This window comes from Streptococcus sp. S1 (assembly GCF_034137685.1).
GTDB classification, from domain to species: Bacteria; Bacillota; Bacilli; order Lactobacillales; family Streptococcaceae; genus Streptococcus; species Streptococcus dentalis.
In genome coordinates this window covers 343,990-363,601 of record NZ_CP139418.1, presented here as the reverse complement: position 1 = coordinate 363,601, position 19,612 = coordinate 343,990, and the positions used below count along the sequence as shown (strand labels likewise).

General features: G+C 44.0%; 20 protein-coding genes and 1 pseudogene. 20 read left to right on the top strand and 1 reads right to left on the bottom strand.

From position 1 onward, the window contains the following. The first annotated feature begins 105 nt into the window (after positions 1–105). The 17 genes and pseudogenes from SM121_RS01845 to SM121_RS01765 all read left to right on the top strand — a co-directional run bounded on the left by SM121_RS01845 (position 106) and on the right by SM121_RS01765 (position 15,580). Positions 106–531, top strand: coding sequence for a low molecular weight protein-tyrosine-phosphatase (locus SM121_RS01845; RefSeq protein WP_070666655.1), 426 nt, complete (start codon positions 106–108; stop codon positions 529–531). Positions 532–559: 28 nt separating this feature from the next. After that, positions 560–964 carry an MORN repeat-containing protein gene (locus SM121_RS01840; RefSeq protein ID WP_003013850.1) on the top strand — a complete coding sequence of 135 codons (405 nt, stop codon included), beginning with the start codon at positions 560–562 and terminating at the stop codon, positions 962–964. After that, the gene (locus SM121_RS01835) at positions 954–2,756 is read left to right on the top strand and encodes an acyltransferase family protein (RefSeq protein ID WP_270300011.1); all 1,803 of its coding nucleotides are present in this window, start codon (positions 954–956) and stop codon (positions 2,754–2,756) included. The genes SM121_RS01840 and SM121_RS01835 overlap by 11 nt, the downstream gene beginning before the upstream one ends. Before the next feature lie 402 nt (positions 2,757–3,158). After that, on the top strand, positions 3,159–5,810 hold the full coding sequence (adhE, locus tag SM121_RS01830; RefSeq protein ID WP_003002310.1) for a bifunctional acetaldehyde-CoA/alcohol dehydrogenase: 2,652 nt from the start codon (positions 3,159–3,161) through the stop codon (positions 5,808–5,810). A gap of 253 nt (positions 5,811–6,063) precedes the next feature. Continuing rightward, a complete protein-coding gene (locus SM121_RS01825; protein WP_003013884.1) occupies positions 6,064–6,621 on the top strand; it encodes a hypothetical protein in 558 nt (185 codons plus the stop codon). 13 nt (positions 6,622–6,634) lie between these two features. Beyond that, positions 6,635–6,940, top strand: coding sequence for a hypothetical protein (locus SM121_RS01820; protein WP_003002376.1), 306 nt, complete (start codon positions 6,635–6,637; stop codon positions 6,938–6,940). Further along, positions 6,940–7,263: a hypothetical protein gene (locus tag SM121_RS01815; protein WP_003013922.1), complete on the top strand. Its 324-nt coding sequence runs from the start codon at positions 6,940–6,942 to the stop codon at positions 7,261–7,263. The genes SM121_RS01820 and SM121_RS01815 overlap by 1 nt, the downstream gene beginning before the upstream one ends. A 210-nt stretch (positions 7,264–7,473) precedes the next feature. Beyond that, positions 7,474–7,590: pseudogene (locus SM121_RS01810) on the top strand (alcohol dehydrogenase); the annotation flags it as partial. A 312-nt stretch (positions 7,591–7,902) separates the two neighbouring features. Beyond that, on the top strand, positions 7,903–8,289 hold the full coding sequence (locus SM121_RS01805; protein WP_037607317.1) for a hypothetical protein: 387 nt from the start codon (positions 7,903–7,905) through the stop codon (positions 8,287–8,289). 170 nt (positions 8,290–8,459) lie between these two features. Then, positions 8,460–9,158 carry an N-acetylmannosamine-6-phosphate 2-epimerase gene (locus SM121_RS01800; protein WP_003014058.1) on the top strand — a complete coding sequence of 233 codons (699 nt, stop codon included), beginning with the start codon at positions 8,460–8,462 and terminating at the stop codon, positions 9,156–9,158. Between the two features lie 132 nt (positions 9,159–9,290). Beyond that, positions 9,291–10,607 (top strand): extracellular solute-binding protein, encoded by a 1,317-nt coding sequence (locus SM121_RS01795; protein WP_003013896.1) that lies wholly within the window; start codon positions 9,291–9,293, stop codon positions 10,605–10,607. 182 nt (positions 10,608–10,789) lie between these two features. Further along, positions 10,790–11,677, top strand: a complete 888-nt coding sequence (locus SM121_RS01790) for a carbohydrate ABC transporter permease (RefSeq protein ID WP_003014045.1) — start codon at positions 10,790–10,792, stop codon at positions 11,675–11,677. Positions 11,678–11,692: 15 nt separating this feature from the next. Then, on the top strand, positions 11,693–12,532 hold the full coding sequence (locus tag SM121_RS01785) for a carbohydrate ABC transporter permease (RefSeq protein WP_155127627.1): 840 nt from the start codon (positions 11,693–11,695) through the stop codon (positions 12,530–12,532). 74 nt (positions 12,533–12,606) lie between these two features. Then, complete coding sequence (locus SM121_RS01780; RefSeq protein WP_247913812.1) at positions 12,607–13,059, top strand: YhcH/YjgK/YiaL family protein; 453 nt, start codon at positions 12,607–12,609, stop codon at positions 13,057–13,059. Between the two features lie 21 nt (positions 13,060–13,080). Beyond that, a complete protein-coding gene (locus SM121_RS01775; RefSeq protein WP_003009419.1) occupies positions 13,081–13,728 on the top strand; it encodes a YesL family protein in 648 nt (215 codons plus the stop codon). 31 nt (positions 13,729–13,759) lie between these two features. Then, complete coding sequence (locus SM121_RS01770) at positions 13,760–14,677, top strand: dihydrodipicolinate synthase family protein (protein ID WP_320911035.1); 918 nt, start codon at positions 13,760–13,762, stop codon at positions 14,675–14,677. Positions 14,678–14,692: 15 nt separating this feature from the next. Next, positions 14,693–15,580, top strand: coding sequence for an ROK family protein (locus tag SM121_RS01765; RefSeq protein ID WP_320911034.1), 888 nt, complete (start codon positions 14,693–14,695; stop codon positions 15,578–15,580). A 97-nt stretch (positions 15,581–15,677) separates the two neighbouring features. Here the strand turns inward: SM121_RS01765 and SM121_RS01760 are convergent, their stop codons facing one another. Then, on the bottom strand, positions 15,678–16,517 hold the full coding sequence (locus SM121_RS01760; RefSeq protein WP_320911033.1) for a MurR/RpiR family transcriptional regulator: 840 nt from the start codon (positions 16,515–16,517) through the stop codon (positions 15,678–15,680). Positions 16,518–16,810: 293 nt separating this feature from the next. Here SM121_RS01760 and SM121_RS01755 point away from each other — a divergent pair, with 293 nt between their 5' ends. The 3 genes from SM121_RS01755 to SM121_RS01745 are packed head-to-tail and all read left to right on the top strand — an operon-like array spanning position 16,811 to position 19,595. Then, entirely contained in the window at positions 16,811–17,134 is a 324-nt protein-coding gene (locus tag SM121_RS01755; RefSeq protein ID WP_003015405.1) for a hypothetical protein, read from the top strand. Then, a complete protein-coding gene (locus tag SM121_RS01750) occupies positions 17,124–19,085 on the top strand; it encodes a V-type ATP synthase subunit I (RefSeq protein ID WP_320911032.1) in 1,962 nt (653 codons plus the stop codon). Before SM121_RS01755 ends, SM121_RS01750 begins: the two co-directional genes overlap by 11 nt. Positions 19,086–19,115: 30 nt before the next feature. Next, a complete protein-coding gene (locus SM121_RS01745) occupies positions 19,116–19,595 on the top strand; it encodes a V-type ATP synthase subunit K (RefSeq protein WP_003009435.1) in 480 nt (159 codons plus the stop codon). The last annotated feature ends 17 nt before the right edge of the window (positions 19,596–19,612 follow it).

Sequence of the window (19,612 nt, the reverse complement as noted above, 5' to 3'; positions counted from 1 at the left end):
TTCTGTCACATTTTTGTTATAATAGTAATGGTATGCTGGTTTTCCATAGTGGAAGCAAAGTGCTCAGCTAGGTTGGGCAGTCCGAACAAGGAGTTAGGTGGAATCATGAAAAAAATCGTCTTTGTCTGCTTAGGAAATATTTGTCGGAGCCCTATGGCAGAGTTTGTCATGAAGGATTTGACGGATCAGTATGAGATTGAAAGCCGGGCCACCTCTAGCTGGGAACATGGCAATCCTATCCATCGGGGAACCCAGAAAATCTTTCAACAACACCAGGTCCCGTATGATCCAGCTAAGACTTCCTTACAGATCAAGGAAGAGGATTTTTACAACTTTGATTTGATCCTAGGGATGGACGAAAACAATGTAGCAGATCTGAAGCGAATGGCTCCTGCAGGGACAGAGCACAAGATTCATCTTTTTGCTGCTGAAAGCGTGCCAGATCCGTGGTATACTGGTGATTTTGAGGAGACCTATTCCAGAGTCCTGACTGGCTGTAAGGCTTGGTTAGATCAGTTAGCAACTTCTTAAGAGTTTGATATGTGAGAGAATACAGAATATGAAAGAATTTTATGAGACTTATAAGGTCTATCTGACACGAAAAAATTTAGAAATAGCAGCATTAGTAGTGATTATTCTATCTGCTTTGCTGGTTTTCTTTTCAGCCATTCCAGGTCAGGGTGTCTTGACCTTGGATAAGGGGGCGATCCATTACGACGGAAGTTTGGTCCGTGGTAAGATGAATGGCAAGGGAACCGTCACCTTTAAAAATGGGGATACCTATACAGGGAACCTCGTCAACGGCTCTTTTAGTGGTTATGGCAAGTTCAAGTCCAAGGATGGTTGGACTTATGAAGGACAGTTTGTCAATGGTCAGCCGGAGGGCAAAGGAACCTTAACGACAGAAGCTAACGTCGTATACAAAGGAACATTCAAGCAGGGGATTTATCAAAATGCGCATTAAATGGTTTTCGCTAGTCCGCGTCACAGGACTCTTATTGGTATTGCTCTACCATTTCTTCCAGAAGTCCTTTCCTGGAGGTTTCATTGGAGTAGATATTTTCTTCACCTTCTCAGGATTCTTGATTACAGCGCTCTTGATTGATGAATTTGCGCGTAAGCAAGGAATCGACTACCTGGCTTTCTTGAAGCGACGTTTTTATAGGATTGTACCGCCACTTGTCTTTATGGTTTTGATCGTGATGCCCTTTACCTTTATGGTCCAACGTGACTATGTGGCTGGTATTGGGACCCAGATTGCGGCGGTCTTTGGTTTTGTGACTAATTTCTTTGAGATGGCAACGGGTGGTAGTTACGAAAGTAACTTCATTCCGCATCTCTTCCTTCATACGTGGAGCTTGGCCCTAGAAGTGCATTATTATGTGCTCTGGGCACTTTTGGCGTGGTTCTTAGCTAAGCGGGCTAAGACGGTTGGACAATACCGAGGTATGCTCTTTTTCGCATCCAGCGGGCTCTTTCTCTTTACCTTCTTGTCTATGTTCATCCGCGCCTTTCTGACAGCTAATTTCTCTACCATCTATTTCTCTAGTTTCACTCACATCTTCCCCTTCTTTGCGGGATCGTGTCTAGCAACGGTGACAGGGATTGCTGATGTCAGCCCGAACTTTACAAAGCTGGTGCAGTCGTGGAGCATGAAAAAGACCTTATCGGTCTTGGGGGGAAGCTTTGCCTTCTTATTTGTACTCAGCCTTTTCTTACCATTTGATAGCTTGTGGACCTATCTATTCGGCTTTCTAGCAGCGACAATCGCAGCTGGTGCCATGATTCTTTCGGCCCGCATTCTCCATGAGAAGACTCCGAATAAAAAAGAGCCGGTCATCCTCAATTTTCTTGCGGATACCAGTTATGGCGTTTATCTTTTCCACTGGCCTTTCTTTATCATCTTCTCTCAACATTTGGGAAATATGATGGCAGCATTTGTGACGACGATTGTTTCCTTGATTTTAACGGCTCTCTCCTTCTATATTTTGGAGCCAACCATTGCAGGTAAGGAGCCTCGTGTCTTTGGCATGAAGATGGATCTCAGCTTTTTGACCAAGCCGATCTTTTACCTCATGATTCCTCTGGCTCTCTTGATGATCGGGATCTCTGCCTTTGCACCAACCGTCGGAGCTTTTGATGAGAGTTTGGTAGTGAGTGGGCTCAATCAAGCAGATAGCAAAATGCAAGTCACACGGACGCAGGTGGAGAATGCTACTGCAACAGACTATAATGTCTCAAATGGTGTGACCATGATCGGTGATTCGGTTAACTTGCGAGCGCAGGACTACTTGACTAAAGCCATTCCTGGTATCCAGATCGATGCAGTGGTGAGCCGTCAGTTGGAAAATGGAATGAAGGTCTTTGAGACCGATATCTCCAATAAAGTTCTCCTAAAAAATGTGGTCATTGCCCTAGGAACCAATACCGTGAGCAACTACAAAGAGTTGCTGGATCAGTATGTTGAAAAACTTCCAAAAGGCCGTCGCTTGATCCTTGTGACACCATATGATGGTCGCTATGCCAACGATCAGTCCAGTGAATCGGTTCAAACTCGTCTTTATGAGTTGGAACTAGCCAAGAAATACGACTTCATCACGATTGCGGACTGGTACCAAGTAGCAATTGAAAATCCAAATATTTGGGTGGGAACAGACTCTGTTCACTTCAATATGGAAACCAATGGTGGAGAACTCTATGCTCAAACCGTCAAAGAAGCCCTTGATAAGGCTGAAAAAGGTCCAGTCAAGAAGTAAAAACGCTTCTCTGAAACTGAAACAAAACAAATTCTAACAAAATAAAACAAAAAGCAACTTTTTACTTGTAAAAAGCTGCTTTTTTTAGTAAGATTAAGAAAACGCTTACAAAAATAAATTGAAAACATCTTTTTGTGAAGAAAAAAATTTTTTAATTATTTTTTCACAATTTTGCTAGATAATTGCTTTCACAGCAATAGAATTGATGAAACTTTCACAAACTTCAAAAAATTCTTTGTGAAAGTTGCTTGGAAGTGTTTACAAAAATCTCAAAATAGAGTACAATTATATTGTGAAATAATTAACAAATAGAAATTTCTTACACTATTCTTGAAAATTTCCGAAAACATGAAAAAGTTCTAGAAAAGGATAAGGGTTTCAAACATTGGAGGAAAGCATCAAATGGCTGATAAAAAAACTCTCTCACCTGAAGAAAAGAAACTCGCTGCTGAAAAACACGTAGACGAGTTGGTGCAAAAAGCGCTAGTGGCGCTTGAAGAAATGCGCAAATTGAACCAGGAGCAAGTCGACTACATTGTAGCGAAAGCATCTGTAGCTGCTCTTGACGCACACGGTGAGCTCGCTCTTCATGCTTATGAAGAAACTGGTCGTGGAGTCTTTGAAGACAAGGCGACGAAGAACTTGTTCGCTTGTGAACACGTTGTAAACAACATGCGTCACACCAAGACAGTTGGTGTCATTTCAGAAGATGACGTCACTGGTTTGACCCTGATTGCGGAGCCAGTCGGAGTTGTCTGTGGGATCACTCCTACAACCAACCCTACTTCAACAGCAATCTTTAAAGCATTGATTTCCTTGAAGACACGGAACCCTATCGTCTTTGCCTTCCACCCATCTGCTCAAGAATCATCTGCTCATGCGGCACGAATCGTACGCGATGCAGCAATTGCAGCTGGAGCACCTGAGAACTGTGTGCAATGGATTACCCAACCTTCTATGGAAGCAACCAGTGCCCTTATGAACCATGAAGGGGTTGCTACGATCCTTGCGACCGGTGGTAACGCCATGGTAAAAGCTGCTTATTCTTGTGGAAAACCAGCTCTTGGGGTTGGTGCCGGAAACGTTCCTGCTTACGTTGAAAAATCAGCCAATATCCGCCAAGCAGCACACGATATCGTCATGTCTAAATCATTTGACAACGGTATGGTCTGTGCATCTGAACAAGCGGTTATCATCGATAAAGAAATCTACGATGAGTTTGTTGAAGAATTCAAATCTTACCACACTTACTTTGTCAACAAAAAAGAAAAAGCCCTTCTTGAAGAGTTCTGCTTCGGTGTAAAAGCCAACAGCAAGAACTGTGCGGGTGCGAAATTGAATGCGGACATCGTTGGGAAACCAGCAACATGGATCGCTGAACAAGCTGGTTTCTCTGTTCCAGAAGGAACCAATATCCTTGCGGCAGAATGTAAAGAAGTTGGCGAAAAAGAACCGTTGACTCGTGAAAAATTGTCACCAGTCATCGCTGTTTTGAAATCTGAAAGCCGTGAAGACGGAATTAACAAAGCTCGCCAAATGGTTGAATTCAACGGTCTTGGTCACTCAGCAGCCATCCATACTGCTGATGAAGAATTGACCAAAGAATTTGGTAAAGCAGTTAAAGCCATTCGTGTGATCTGCAACTCTCCTTCGACTTTCGGTGGTATCGGGGATGTTTACAATGCCTTCTTGCCATCATTGACACTTGGATGTGGTTCTTACGGACGTAACTCTGTTGGGGACAACGTTAGTGCTATCAACCTCTTGAATATCAAAAAAGTCGGACGCCGGAGAAATAACATGCAATGGATGAAACTTCCTTCAAAAACATACTTTGAACGTGATTCAATTGAATACCTACAAAAATGTCGTGACGTTGAACGTGTCATGATCGTTACAGACCACGCTATGGTAGAGCTTGGTTTCCTTGATCGTATCATCGAACAGCTTGACCTTCGTCGCAACAAGGTGGTTTACCAAATCTTTGCAGACGTAGAACCAGATCCAGATATCACAACTGTTGAACGTGGTACAGAGATCATGCGTGCTTTCAAACCAGATACCATCATTGCTCTCGGTGGTGGATCACCAATGGATGCGGCCAAAGTTATGTGGCTCTTCTACGAACAACCAGAAGTGGACTTCCGTGACTTGGTTCAAAAATTCATGGATATCCGTAAACGTGCCTTCAAGTTCCCATTGCTTGGTAAGAAGACCAAATTTATTGCGATCCCAACAACATCTGGTACAGGATCTGAAGTAACACCATTTGCCGTTATCTCTGATAAAGCCAACAACCGTAAATACCCAATCGCAGACTACTCATTGACTCCAACAGTTGCCATCGTAGACCCTGCCTTGGTATTGACAGTTCCTGGATCTGTTGCAGCAGACACTGGTATGGACGTCTTGACGCACGCGACAGAAGCTTACGTATCACAAATGGCTAGCGACTTCACAGATGGTCTTGCTCTTCAAGCTATTAAACTTGTCTTTGAAAACTTGGAAAGCTCAGTCAAGAATGCGGACTTCCATTCACGCGAAAAGATGCACAATGCGTCAACGATCGCAGGTATGGCCTTCGCCAATGCCTTCCTCGGTATTTCTCACTCAATGGCCCACAAGATCGGTGCGCAATTCCACACCATCCACGGACGGACCAATGCGATCTTGCTTCCATACGTTATCCGCTACAACGGTACACGCCCAGCCAAGACAGCTACATGGCCTAAGTACAACTACTACCGTGCAGATGAAAAATACCAAGATATCGCTCGTATGCTAGGACTTCCATGCTCTACTCCAGAAGAAGCCGTTGAAGCTTACGCAAAAGCTGTATACGAACTCGGTGAACGCTGTGGTATCGAAATGAACTTCAAAGCACAAGGAATCGATGAAAAAGAATGGAAGAAACATTCTCGTGAATTGGCCTTCCTTGCTTACGAAGATCAATGTTCACCAGCTAACCCACGTCTTCCAATGGTAGACCATATGCAAGAAATCATCGAAGATGCATACTATGGTTACAAGGAACGTCCAGGACGTCGTAAATAAGACGCCAACGAACAACTGATGTTTATCAGCTATCCCTCGCTCGAAAGAGTGGGGGATTTTTGCTATTTGGGTCCAAAACTCGTTTTTTTCATAAAAAATTAGACTTTTTTTCAGAAATTGTGTTATTTTTATAGCATTCCGAGCTATTTTATGTTACCCTATAGTGTATGAATCTGCCTGTAGCTGAAGGGTTATGATCCTTTTTCAGTTATAGGAAATGAAAAAACAAATCCAAGAAAGGAGGCCATCTCAAATGGAGTTAGAAGGTGACGTGCAAGGAAGACAAGATCAGGCACAGAAAATTATTGAAATGCCCCAACGAGATCGGGAAACTTCCACTTCAGAAAATCAGCCATCATCTGCTTCGGTGGTCTCCATGTATGGGCAGGAAAGGCCAAGCATTTCTAGCCTCCATCAGCAACTGGCAGGCGCGTCTGGAACCCAGACTATTCAATTGCGGGAGGAATTGGTGCTGGCGGTAGCGCAGAATGCTTCAGCGCAAGCAACTGTCTTTGAGACAGAAGTCAAGGATAAGCTGGAAGAGGCTAAGGAGACGGTTTTCCATAAGGTTGCTGAGGTGTCTCAAATGGCCCACAGCATGGCCCAATTTTTAACAGACGCAGAAGTGGAGCAACTATTAGGAGAGTTCTCCATGGATACTTGTTGGGACCAAGCGGTAGAGGCGGAGAACCTTGCCCAAGCAAAGGCTTATTCCACTCGCTTGTCAGACTTGGCAGGTCAGCTGGAGGCTGCATCAGCCCAATTGGTGGACTTGGACAAGGGACAAGCGACGGCCTTTGATTTTTCATAAGTAGGAGAAAAAGATGTTAGAGATCCTGGGAGAGGACAGAGAACGAATTGAGGAGCTCCATCGAGAGATTAAAAAGGAGCAAGAGCGGATTGCGATCAGAAGTTTGATTGCAACGCAGAAAGCCTTGATGATGTTGGAAGGGATGAGTTTGCAGGTAACCTTGGGCGGTCAATCCGAAAAGATGCGCTCTTTTGCTACAACGACCCTAGTTAGTGATTTGAAAGACGGATTTACAGGAGGAGCAGCGGACGCGGTAGAAACAGCACTGAAATCAGTGAAGAAGCCGATTTTATTGAGTCCGATTAAGGGAGGTATGTGATGTACCATTCAGGAAATAGTGAATTAGAACAACTAGAAGATCGACATCACCGCTTCAATCAAAAGCTTAGCGAGCTGGAGTGGGATTATGCGGATATGCGTATGGATGTCCGCCAACATACAGAAAATTTAGTGGACTGGCTAAGTGCCCTGCATTTTCAAGCCCCAAGTGCGGAGACTCAAAGTGGCTTGGAGCGTTTATTTGCTTTGCAAGAAGAGTTTGAGGCAGAACTCAAGCGCTATGAAGAGCGTTTAGAAGAAGAGCGTGAGCGCGAACAGCAAGATTACTATAAGCAGCGTCAACAATTAGAAAAAGGTGATTGAAACATTCCTCTGGTAGAGATAAGAGGAATGTTTTTGTTTGCTCAAAAAACTTTTAAAAATGTGCTCATAAATTCTTGCAAGCGCTTACTTACTATGTTATAATATTCACAAAGAGACAAAAAATAAAATGGTTTTATCAAACCAACAAAAAAGAGTCGCTTATGAAAGCTGCAACTTATGTATCTGCAGGCAATCTGCAACTGCTGGATCAAGCTCACCACCCACCACTTCAAACTCTCAGAAGTTGAAAAAGCCTATGATGTCTTTAAACACGCAGGTGAAAACCATGCACTCAAGGTCATTATCGAAAATGATATCAGTGAATGAAGTGGAAACTAATATTTGTTCATAGTTTTTTTAGACGAGGCTGGGACAAAAGTCCTAGGCTCTCAATTATTTTTGGATTGTCGAGCCAGACGCAGTGGTTGAGTGGGCTCTACTACACTGATTTCATCAGCTTTTACAGCCCTACTCAACTGTGCGGAGGTGGGACGACGAAATCGAATTCTAACGAATTACCGATTTCTGTCCCACTCTCTATTTTCAACCACAAATAGCCCATGATTCCTTGCAAAATAAATTTGTTGTCTTATAATATAAGTATAGAAAACGATTACATAAAGAGAAAGGTGTGATCTTATGAAACGGTTCTGTTTTCATCGTGAATTCTGGATGGACTTCCATTTCTGGATCTTGGTCTTGCTTTTAGCGGCTGTAGCGTTGACGATGCAGGCTCCGCTTTCGGTAGTTAGCCTAGCTTATCTTGCTTTTGTTGGGGTTTTGATCCTTCTTCAGGTCTTTCAACCGCCTGTATCGACACGTCAGTACCTAGAAGGTAGCTACCATTTCAATTGGACCTTCTATCGCGATACTAGACTGTATATCGATCTCTTTTTACTAGCAGGTCTCTTGGCAGGCCCAATTGCCTCATCGGATATGGTTTATTGGATCTTGCTTGGAGCCGTCGTCGGCTCTATTGGTTTTGTATTTGTCGTAAAGGAAAAAGCGACTCAAAAGATAGCTTAGGAAATCGCCATGTGTTAGATCTCTGAAACTAGTTTCAGAGATCTTTTTATTTTTCCTTAAAATGTGAAACTATAATCCGATTGCAAGAACAATATTGTAAGCGCTTTAAAAATAGATTATAATCAATTTACAAGTACTCGAGTTGCCTTATTATCAAAGGAGAAGGAGTTATGTCAAAGATTACAAAAGATGAACTGATTGAACAAATCAAAGACGGCATCATTGTTTCTTGTCAAGCTCTCCCTCATGAACCGCTCTATACAGAAGCAGGAGGAGTCATTCCTCTCTTAGTCAAAGCGGCTGAGCAGGGTGGAGCCGTAGGAATCCGAGCCAATAGTGTCCGGGATATCAAGGAAATCAAGGAAGTGACCAAGTTACCGATCATTGGGATTATCAAACGCGATTACCCACCCGAAGAACCCTTTATCACGGCTACTATGAAAGAAGTCGATGAGTTGGCAGTTTTGGATATCGCGGTCATTGCTCTTGATTGTACCAAACGGCCGCGTCATGATGGGCTTTCGATTAGTGACTTTATCCATCAAGTCAAAGAGAAATATCCAGACCAACTCTTGATGGCTGATATTTCGACTCTGGAAGAAGGATTGACTGCTGTCGAAGCAGGAGTGGACTTTGTCGGAACAACCCTTTCGGGCTATACGGACTACAGTCCAAAGGTTGATGGTCCAGATTTTGAACTGATCCATCGCCTCTGCCAAGCAGGAGTGGATGTCATCGCAGAAGGTAAGATCCACTATCCGGATCAGGCCAAGAAAATCCATGATCTCGGGGTTCGCGGCATCGTTGTAGGTGGTGCCATTACTCGACCAAAAGAGATTACAGAGCGCTTTGTCGCAGCCTTAAAATGAGAAAACAAAACAGTAGATTGAAGGAGGAGGAGACCGAATAGAGAGTAGTCGAATCTGAAACAAGAATAGGCGTCCTCATTGAGGATAACCCCCTGTAAGAGTAATCTTACCGCAATTGTGAGGAGAAATCACATGAAAATGAAAAAAGTATTGTGCTCGTTGGCAGCTGGTGCAGCTCTTCTAGCACTCGCAGCTTGTGGCTCTGGCGGAGGATCAAAATCAGAATCTTCTGGAGGAAATTCTGGTAAAACAGAAATTACCTGGTGGGCATTCCCAGTCTTTACTCAAGAAAAAGCAGAAGATGGTGTCGGAACCTACGAAAAATCTATTATCGAAGCCTTTGAAAAAGCAAATCCAGATATTAAAGTGAAGTTGGAAACCATTGACTTCAAATCTGGTCCTGAAAAAATCACGACAGCAATCGAAGCTGGAACTGCTCCAGATGTGCTCTTTGATGCACCAGGGCGGATCATCCAATACGGTAAAAATGGGAAATTGGCAGACTTGAACGATTTGTTCACTGATGATTTCGTAAAAGATGTCAACAACGACAATATCATCCAAGCTAGTAAAGCTGGCGACACTGCCTACATGTACCCAATCAGTTCTGCACCATTCTACATGGCCATGAACAAGAAAATGTTGGAAGATGCTGGGGTTCTAGACCTTGTCAAAGAAGGCTGGACAACTGATGATTTTGAAAAAGTCTTGAAAGCCTTAAAAGATAAAGGTTACACACCAGGATCCCTCTTCAGTAATGGTCAAGGTGGAGACCAAGGAACTCGTGCTTTCATTGCCAACCTTTACGGTGGTTCTGTTACAGATGAAAAAGTAACTAAATATACAACAGATGATCCTAAATTCGTCAAAGGTTTGGACAAGGCGTCTAAATGGATTAAAGACGGTTTGATGATGAACGGCTCTCAATTCGATGGTTCGGCAGACATCCAAAACTTTGCGAATGGTCAAACTTCTTACACTATCTTGTGGGCACCAGGTCAAAAGGGTATTCAAGCTAAATTATTGGATGCAAGCAAGGTTGAAGTAGTAGAAGTGCCATTCCCATCTGACTCAGGCAAGCCAAAATTGGAATACCTTGTCAATGGATTTGCAGTCTTCAATAATAAAGATGAAAAGAAAATTGCTGCTGCTAAGAAATTTGTACAGTTCATCGCAGACGACAAAGAATGGGGTCCAAAAGATGTTGTGCGTACAGGAGCCTTCCCAGTTCGTAGTTCATTTGGTAAGTTGTACGATGACAAACGGATGGAAACCATCAGCACATGGACAAAATACTACTCACCATACTACAACACGATCGACGGTTTTGCAGAAATGCGGACCCTATGGTTCCCAATGTTGCAATCTGTTTCAAACGGGGATGAAAAAGCAGAACCAGCTTTGAAGACCTTTACTGAAAAAGCAAACGAAACGATCAAGAAAAAATAATCAGTCTATGAAGCAAATCTAAGTCTTTCATAGAAATGAGAATATGCAGGCCCCTTCGAATCCGTAGCTCTCTATTTGGAATGGAACGAAGGGGTCTTCATTCTTTCTGAATCTTCTTTTCTTAAATCGTAAGATATGTTTAGAAAAGAAAATAGAAAAAGAACACTAGGAGGTGCCTTGCTGTGAAGGTAAACAAAATCCGAATGAGGGAGACACTCGTTTCCTACGCATTCCTAGCACCCATTTTAATCTTCTTTACGGTCTTTGTCCTAGCACCCATGATTATGGGCTTTGTGACAAGTTTCTTCAACTATTCTATGACATCCTTTAAGTTTGTCGGTTTAGAAAATTATTCCCGCATGTTTGCGGATAAGGTCTTTATCAAGTCCTTGATCAATACCGTCATCATCGTTATTGGATCCGTTCCAATCGTCGTATTGTTCTCCTTATTTGTGGCTTCTCAGACCTATCATCAAAATGCGATTGCGCGTTCCTTCTACCGTTTCGTTTTCTTCCTTCCAGTTGTTACAGGGAGTGTAGCGGTAACGGTTGTGTGGAAATGGATCTATGATCCACTATCAGGGATTTTGAACTTTGTATTGAAATCTGGACATGTCATCAACCAAAACATTTCTTGGTTGGGGGACAAACACTGGGCTTTGATGGCCATCATCATTATTTTGTTGACCACCTCCGTTGGTCAACCAATCATCCTCTACATCGCTGCTATGGGAAATATTGATAATTCACTTGTAGAAGCCGCGCGTGTGGATGGTGCAACAGAACTGCAAGTTTTCTGGAAAATCAAATGGCCAAGCCTATTGCCAACAACCTTGTACATTGCGATCATTACGACCATTAACTCTTTCCAATGTTTCGCCTTGATCCAATTGTTGACATCAGGAGGTCCTAACTACTCAACGAGTACCCTCATGTACTACCTCTATGAAAAAGCCTTTAAACTCTCTGAATACGGTTATGCCAACACCATGGGTGTCTTCCTTGCGGTGATGATTGCCATTATCAGCTTTGCGCAATTCAAGATCCTTGGAAACGACGTAGAATACTAAAGAAAGGAGCCTCAGATGAAACCAACACAAAAGAAACCCATCACTGCCTTTACAGTGATTTCAACGATCATTTTGCTCCTTTTAACAGTCTTGTTCATTTTCCCATTTTATTGGATTTTGACAGGGGCATTTAAATCTCAGCCAGACACCATTATGATCCCACCTCAATGGTGGCCAAAGACACCAACCATGGAAAACTTCCAGCAGTTGATGGTACAAAACCCAGCCCTACAATGGTTGTGGAATAGTGTCTTCATCTCCCTTGCAACCATGCTTTTGGTGTGTATGACCTCTTCCTTGGCAGGTTATGTCTTGGCTAAGAAACGCTTCTATGGGCAACGAATTCTCTTTGCCATCTTCATTGCAGCTATGGCCCTTCCAAAACAAGTTGTCTTAGTTCCATTAGTACGGATTGTTAACTTTATGGGGATCCATGATACCCTTGCAGCGGTTATTCTACCATTGGTTGGATGGCCATTCGGGGTCTTCTTGATGAAGCAATTTAGTGAAAACATCCCAACAGAACTTTTAGAGTCTGCTAAGATCGATGGTTGTGGAGAGTTGCGGACTTTCTGGAGCGTTGCCTTCCCAATTGTCAAGCCGGGATTTGCAGCCCTTGCCATCTTTACCTTTATCAACACCTGGAACGACTACTTTATGCAATTGGTAATGCTGACTTCTCGTCAAAACCTGACCATTTCCTTAGGGGTAGCAACCATGCAGGCCGAAATGGCCACCAACTATGGCTTGATCATGGCTGGGGCAGCCCTAGCTGCAGTGCCAATCGTTACGGTCTTCCTGGTCTTCCAAAAATCCTTCACACAAGGGATTACCATGGGAGCGGTCAAAGGATAAGCCGTCTGCTTGGACAAACGATAGTTGTGTACAGATCGGTTTGCTAGGCTGAGACGTATCGAAAGGATGAGAATATGATATTTGATGATTTAAAAAACATCACCTTTTACAAAGGAATCCACCCCAATCTGGATCAGGCCATTGACTTTCTCTATGAGCATCGGAAGGATTCTTTTGAATTGGGGAGATACGATATTGATGGGGATAAGGTCTTCCTCGTCGTTCAAGAAAATACCCTCAACAAAGCAAAAAATGATCGCTTTGAACACCACAAAAGATATGCCGATTTGCATTTATTGATAGAAGGGCATGAGTTTTCGAGTTATGGATCTCGTGTGACAGGTGAGGCGCTCGCATTTGACGAAGCATCGGACATCGGTTTTGTCCATTGCCAGGAGTCTTATCCGCTTCATCTAGGCTATCATAATTTTGCGATTTTCTTTCCAGGGGAGCCTCACCAACCCAATGGCTATGCAGGGCAAGAAGATATCGTGAAAAAATATCTATTTAAAATTGCGATCGATTAATCACGTTAGAAAGGAGTGCCTATGTCATCTAAGGGGGCAGGATTGATCAAAACCGTTTTTAACACGGACAATGTAGTGATGCGTATCAGTGAGAAGGTTCTCGACTTGGTAACCGTTAATCTTTTATTTGTGCTAAGTTGTTTACCAGTTCTCACGATTGGAATTGCGAAAATTAGTTTGTATCAGACCTTATTTGCCATTAAGCACCAGCGTCGAGTTCCGGTGATTCGTAGTTATGCGAAGGCTTTTCGGGACAATTGGAAAATAGGCTTGCAACTAGGAAGTTTAGAACTGATTGTTGCAGGTATTTGTCTCTTTGATTTATTCTTATTTTGGGGGCAAACTTCCCTAGCTTTCCAAGCTTTGAAAACCATTTGTTTAGGCCTCTTTCTATTTCTTGTGTTGATCTTATTGGCTGCTTATCCGATTGCGGCCCGCTACCAATTGGATTGGAAAGAGTGTTTGCAAAAAGCCATGATTGTGACAGGCTTACATTTTCCTTGGTTCTTTGTCATGGGAAGTGCTCTCTTGCTTCTATGTATGGCTCTTGCAAGCTCAGTTTTAGCTTTCCTATTGGGGCTCATGATCTTTTTCTTGTTCGGCTTTTCAAGCTTGGCTTTTGCACAAGTTGGATTAATGGAAAAGATTTTCGCCCAGTACCAAGAATAAATTGAATTTATTAGTGACAAAAGGAGAAAAAATGTCAGATTTAAAGAAATATGAAGGAGTCATTCCCGCTTTTTACGCCTGCTATGATGACCAAGGAGAAATTAGCCCGGAGCGGGTACGTGCGCTGGTAGAATATTTTATCGCGAAAGGTGTGCAGGGCTTGTATGTCAACGGATCCTCTGGCGAATGTATCTACCAGAGCGTGGCCGATCGCAAGCTGATCTTGGAAGAAGTGATGGCAGTAGCTAAAGGGAAATTGACCATCATTGCTCACGTAGCCTGCAACAACACCAAGGATAGCGTGGAATTGGCACGACATGCAGAAGAACTAGGGGTGGATGCCATTGCGGCCATTCCGCCGATCTATTTCCGCTTGCCAGAATACAGTGTAGCCCACTACTGGAATGAAATCAGTGCAGCCGCACCCAATACAGACTTTGTCATCTACAATATCCCGCAATTGGCAGGGGTCGCTTTGACACCGAGTCTTTACAAGGAAATGTTGAAAAATCCACGGGTGATTGGGGTCAAGAATTCTTCGATGCCTGTTCAGGACATTCAAACCTTTGCTTCTTTAGGAGGCGACGACCATATCGTCTTTAATGGCCCAGATGAACAATTCTTAGGTGGCCGTCTCATGGGAGCGCATGCTGGGATCGGTGGCACCTATGGTGCGATGCCAGAGCTCTTCTTGAAGCTCAATCAGCTGATTGCTGAGAAAGATTTAGAGACTGCGCGTGCCTTGCAGTTTGCTATTAATGACATTATCGGAGTCTTGACGTCTGCTCATGGCAATATGTATGCGGTCATCAAAGCGGTTTTGCGCATCAATGAAGGTTTGGACTTGGGATCTGTTCGCTCCCCTTTGATGCCAGTAGTAGAAGCGGATCAAGAAGTGATTCAACGTGCTGCTCAACTCATTCAGGACACAAAAGCCAGATTCCTTTGATCAAAGGAGGTCTAGATGAATCCATATGTTGTAATTGATATCGGAGGGACCAGTATTAAGTATGGTCTAGCCGATGCAAAAGGGCAACTCTTAGAGACCCATGAAATGCCAACGGAGGCCCAAAAAGGAGGACCTCACATTCTTAACACAACAAAGGAAATCGTAGCCCGTTATTTGAAGAAGCATCCCTTGGCAGGGGTTGCGATTTCTTCGGCCGGAATGGTAGATCCTGATAAGGGAGAAATCTTTTATGCAGGCCCACAAATTCCCAACTATGCAGGCACCCAATTCAAAAAGGAAATCGAAGAGACCTTTCAGATCCCTTGCGAGATTGAAAATGATGTCAACTGTGCCGGTCTCGCAGAGGTCACCACAGGCCATGCAAAAGGATCGAACAATGCTGTTTGCCTGACGATTGGAACAGGGATCGGCGGTTGCCTCTTGCTCGATGGCCAGGTTTTTCATGGTTTTAGCAATTCAGCCTGTGAGGTTGGCTATCTTCATTTGCCAGACGGTGCCTTTCAGGATCTAGCTTCAACGACGGCTTTAGTCGAGTATGTGGCAGAACATCATGGTGATCCTGTGGAACAGTGGAATGGTCGCCGCATCTTCAAACAGGCAACTGAAGGAGATAAAATTTGTATGGCTGGAATTGATCGGATGGTGACCTACCTTGGAAAAGGACTGGCTAATATCGCCTATGTGGTCAATCCAGAGGTCATCGTCCTTGGAGGGGGAATTATGGCCCAGGAAGCCATCCTCAAGCCTAAAATCTATCAAGCTCTGTGTGACGAACTGGTTCCTAGCCTAGCAGATAAGATCCGTTTGGAATTTGCCCACCACCAAAACGCTGCGGGTATGTTGGGGGCCTACTACCACTTTAGACAAAAACATGGAACATAAAACAAGTCGCGCTGGCGACTTGTTTTTGATTCATCAAAAAAAGCATGAAAGATGAAGAAAACTTGATCTTTTATGCTTTTTAAATAGGGAGACCATATTAAGATTTTCGAGAACGTTGAGCAGAAAGCTTTTTGTTTTCCCAGTAGCTATTAAAGACAATTTCCTTTTGTTCTCGGCTTTTATTAAGGAAATGAGCATAGATCAAATCGACCACAATGAGGAGTGGTAAAATAGCGGAGATTCGATCGATATAGGTATTACTAGGAAGAGGTGCGGCCGGTAACACTTCTGTGAATCCTTGGTGGATGGCAGCCGGGTTAGCGGTCACAAGAACCGTTTTAGCCCCTTTTTCTTTGGCGTCCAGGAGACTGTCTGTAATGGAGTTGGTGCCTCCTGACAATGAGAAACCGATGACTAAACAAGAGGAATCGAGAATACTGGTCGTCCAAGCAAAGCCATCTTGATCAGTCAGGGCTTCACAAACGACACCCAGTCGCATAAAGCGCAATTTCATTTCTCGGGCGACTAAACCGGAACTACCAATCCCGAAGAAATAGACTCGGTCTACATGATCGATTAGTTCAGCTACCCGATCTAATTGGGAATCTTTTACCAGGCTTTCAGTGACGTTACTGATATGGTGGTAGCGTTGCAAGACGCTGAGAGTGAGTTCGTCATGCTCTTGCACCTGTTTTTGATTCTTTGTTTCCTCATTAAAATGATAGACAAACTCCCGATAGCCGGAAAAACCACATTTTTGAGAGAAACGCGTTAAAGCTGCCTTTGAGACATGGAGTAGCTCAGTTACACGAGAAGAGGACAGGGAGTGCTGTCGTGCTTCGGATGATAAAAAGTACTGGGCAATGTCGCGTTCCATATCCGTTAACTCAGCTTCGTGGCTGGCGATAATAGTGCGTAAATCTTGATCTTGTTTCACAGCAATCCTCCTTTCTCACGAGATGAAATAACAGGATGCTCCTATAATATATTACACATTATAACATGGGTAACCGCTTTATTCAAGTAAAAGCAAGTAAGAAATACTGAAACTAGGAACAGGATAGGAGAAAAGAAGAGAACGCTACCAATCTTGGCAGTTGGGGCTTGTTGGTTGTCCACAATTTTCTGAAAATTCCCGGTTGGGCCTGAACAAACGATATGAATTGTGGTATAATTTAAGATAATTGTACTGTTGTTGGAAGAACAATAGTTGAATAAGGAGGTGTGACGATGTCGAATGCAACACTCGAGATGATGCAAGAGATCGAGCAAGCTGCTCAGGGCGTGATCGTAGGCTATGAAGCTCAAGTTGAACAAATCCGAACGGATTCACGCGATCGCCTTGCAACAGTGGCACAGCATTACGATGAGGAAACCAAGCAATTGGTCACAGAGGCAGAAAAAAACGCCCAGGAAAGACTCGTCCGTTTAACGAAAGATCTGGAAGAAACGGTTGCGCGCAATGATGCCAAGGTACAAGAGGCGATGACCGATAAACGAGCTGGGTTAGTTGAAGCCATTGTAGAAAAGGTGGTAGCAAGCTATGGCCGTTAGTCAGATGCAAAAACTGTCCCTCATCTTGCCCAAAGATGACTTGGACAGTCTCCTACTAGCGCTACAGTCTGAGGCAAAAATCCAGATTTATGACCTCAGTGAGCATGAAGAATGGCAGGCTGCCTTTGAGGCAAATACCTTGTCTCAACCCTTGACAGAGGACAATCGTCAAGCCTTGGTAGAGCTGCAAAAACGTCAAGAACAAGTTGAAAAAATGATTCAGACTCTAGAGCCCTACATGCCTGAGAAGAAGGCTCTGCAAGCTCTGAAGGAAGAACCCTTAAGCTTGTCTTTTGATGACTTGCAGGCTCACGGGATGATTCGAGACGAGGATCTTCTATTGACCAAGTTGAAACGCCAATTGCGCGTGTTAGACAAGGCTCGTCAGAAGATTGCGGATGCAAAGGGAGAGATAGAGCGCTTAGAAAAATGGCGACCGTTAGAGGTGACGCCAGCTGCCCTCGCTACTTTTCACTATGTGCATGGCTTGATCGGGACGATCCCAAATAGCGATACAGACGCTGTTCGTTCTTCCTTAAAAGCTCATCCAGAGCTGGAGTTAGAAGAAGTCTTTACGTCTGAGACTGAACACGGCTATGTCATCTTGTATCGTTCGGGAGACCGTGTAGCTGTTCAGGAACTTCTGGAAGAACATGGGTTCAAAGAATTGGACTATGAAGAAGAGCAGGTCCCGGCCGCCTACTTGGATCGCCTAGAAGGGGAAATCAAAGAGCAAGAAGCTGTAGTTGCAGCAACCCTAGCCGAGTTGCAAAACTCCCAGAAGGAGTTGGACCAGCTCAAGTACCAGATGGATTACTTGCTGAGTTCGGGAGCTCGTGAGGAAGCCAAGTCGCTTCTTGCCAGCACGCAAAGCTTGGTAGCTCTAGAGGGTTGGATTGAAACCTCCCAAGTGGCCTCATTACGAGACTTCTTGCAAGAAGGTTTTGGTTCTCGGGTCTTACTAGAGACGCGCGATGTGACGGAAAAAGATTGGGATGACGTTCCGATCCAGTTGCGAAATAATGCCTTGGTAGAGCCTTTTGAATTAGTCACAGAGATGTACGCCCTGCCTAAGTATTACGAGAAAGATCCGACACCGATCGTTTCTCTCTTCTACTTTGTTTTCTTTGGCATGATGGTCGCAGATATCGGTTATGGACTGTTGCTAACCTTGGCGACAGGCTTTGCCCTTAAAGCCTTCAAGCTCAAGCCTGGTACAGCGAAGAACCTTCGTTTCTTCAGTCTCCTCGGGATTTCAGTTGCCCTTTGGGGTGTGGTCTATGGCTCTTTCTTTGGATTTGAGATGCCTTTTGCCCTGATCAGTACGACCAGCAACGCCATGACCATCCTGATCCTCTCAGTGGTCTTTGGTTTTGTCACTGTCTTAGTGGGCCTCTTCCTAGGAGGGATGAAAAATATTCGCCTCAAAGACTACACGGAAGCCTATAATGCGGGCTTTGCTTGGGTCTTGATCCTACTTGGTTTAATGCTTCTAGCAGTAGGCAATATCTTGCCAGGGATGAGCCTTCTAGTTCCGATTGGCAAGTGGCTGGCTATTTTGAATGCCATTGGGATCTTGATTGTTTCCATTGTCAGTGCCAAGAAGCTATCCGGTTTAGCCTCTGGTCTCTTTAACCTCTACAATGTTAGTGGCTATGTTGGAGACTTGGTCAGCTTCACCCGTTTGATGGCCTTGGGCTTGTCTGGAGCTAGTATCGGTTCAGCCTTTAACCTTATTGTCAATCTCTTCCCACCGCTTGGACGGTTTACGGTAGGGCTTGTGCTCTTTATCGTCCTACATGCCATTAATATGTTCCTGTCCTTCTTGTCAGGATATGTGCATGGAGCCCGTTTGATCTTTGTGGAGTTCTTCGGTAAGTTCTACGAAGGAGGAGGCAAGCCATTTCGTCCTCTCAAACCTTCTGAACGCTATATTAAAACAAAAAAATAAGTATTATCTTTAATAAATAGGAGTATATTCATGGAATCTTTAGCATCATATTTTTCAGCCCATGGGGGCGCCTTCTTTGCAGCATTTGGTGTGGCGATCGCCGTTGCACTTAGTGGAATGGGATCTGCCCTTGGGGTTGGTAAAACGGGTCAAGCAGCAGCAGCACTCTTGAAAGAACAACCTGAAAAATTTGCCCAAGCCTTGATTTTGCAATTGTTGCCAGGTACACAAGGTTTGTACGGTTTCGTTATCGGGATCTTGATCTGGTTGCAAATTAAGCCAGATATGCCACTTGAAACAGGAGTTGCTTACTTCTTTACAGCTCTTCCAGTTGCGATCGTTGGTTATTTCTCAGCAAAACACCAAGGAAATGTTGCGACAGCAGGGATGCAAATCTTGGCAAAACGTCCAGAAGACATGATGAAAGGGGTTATCCTTGCGGCCATGGTTGAAACCTATGCCATCTTGGCCTTCGTTGTGTCCTTCCTATTGACTCTACGCGTCGGCTAAGAGCTAGCTTTGATGAA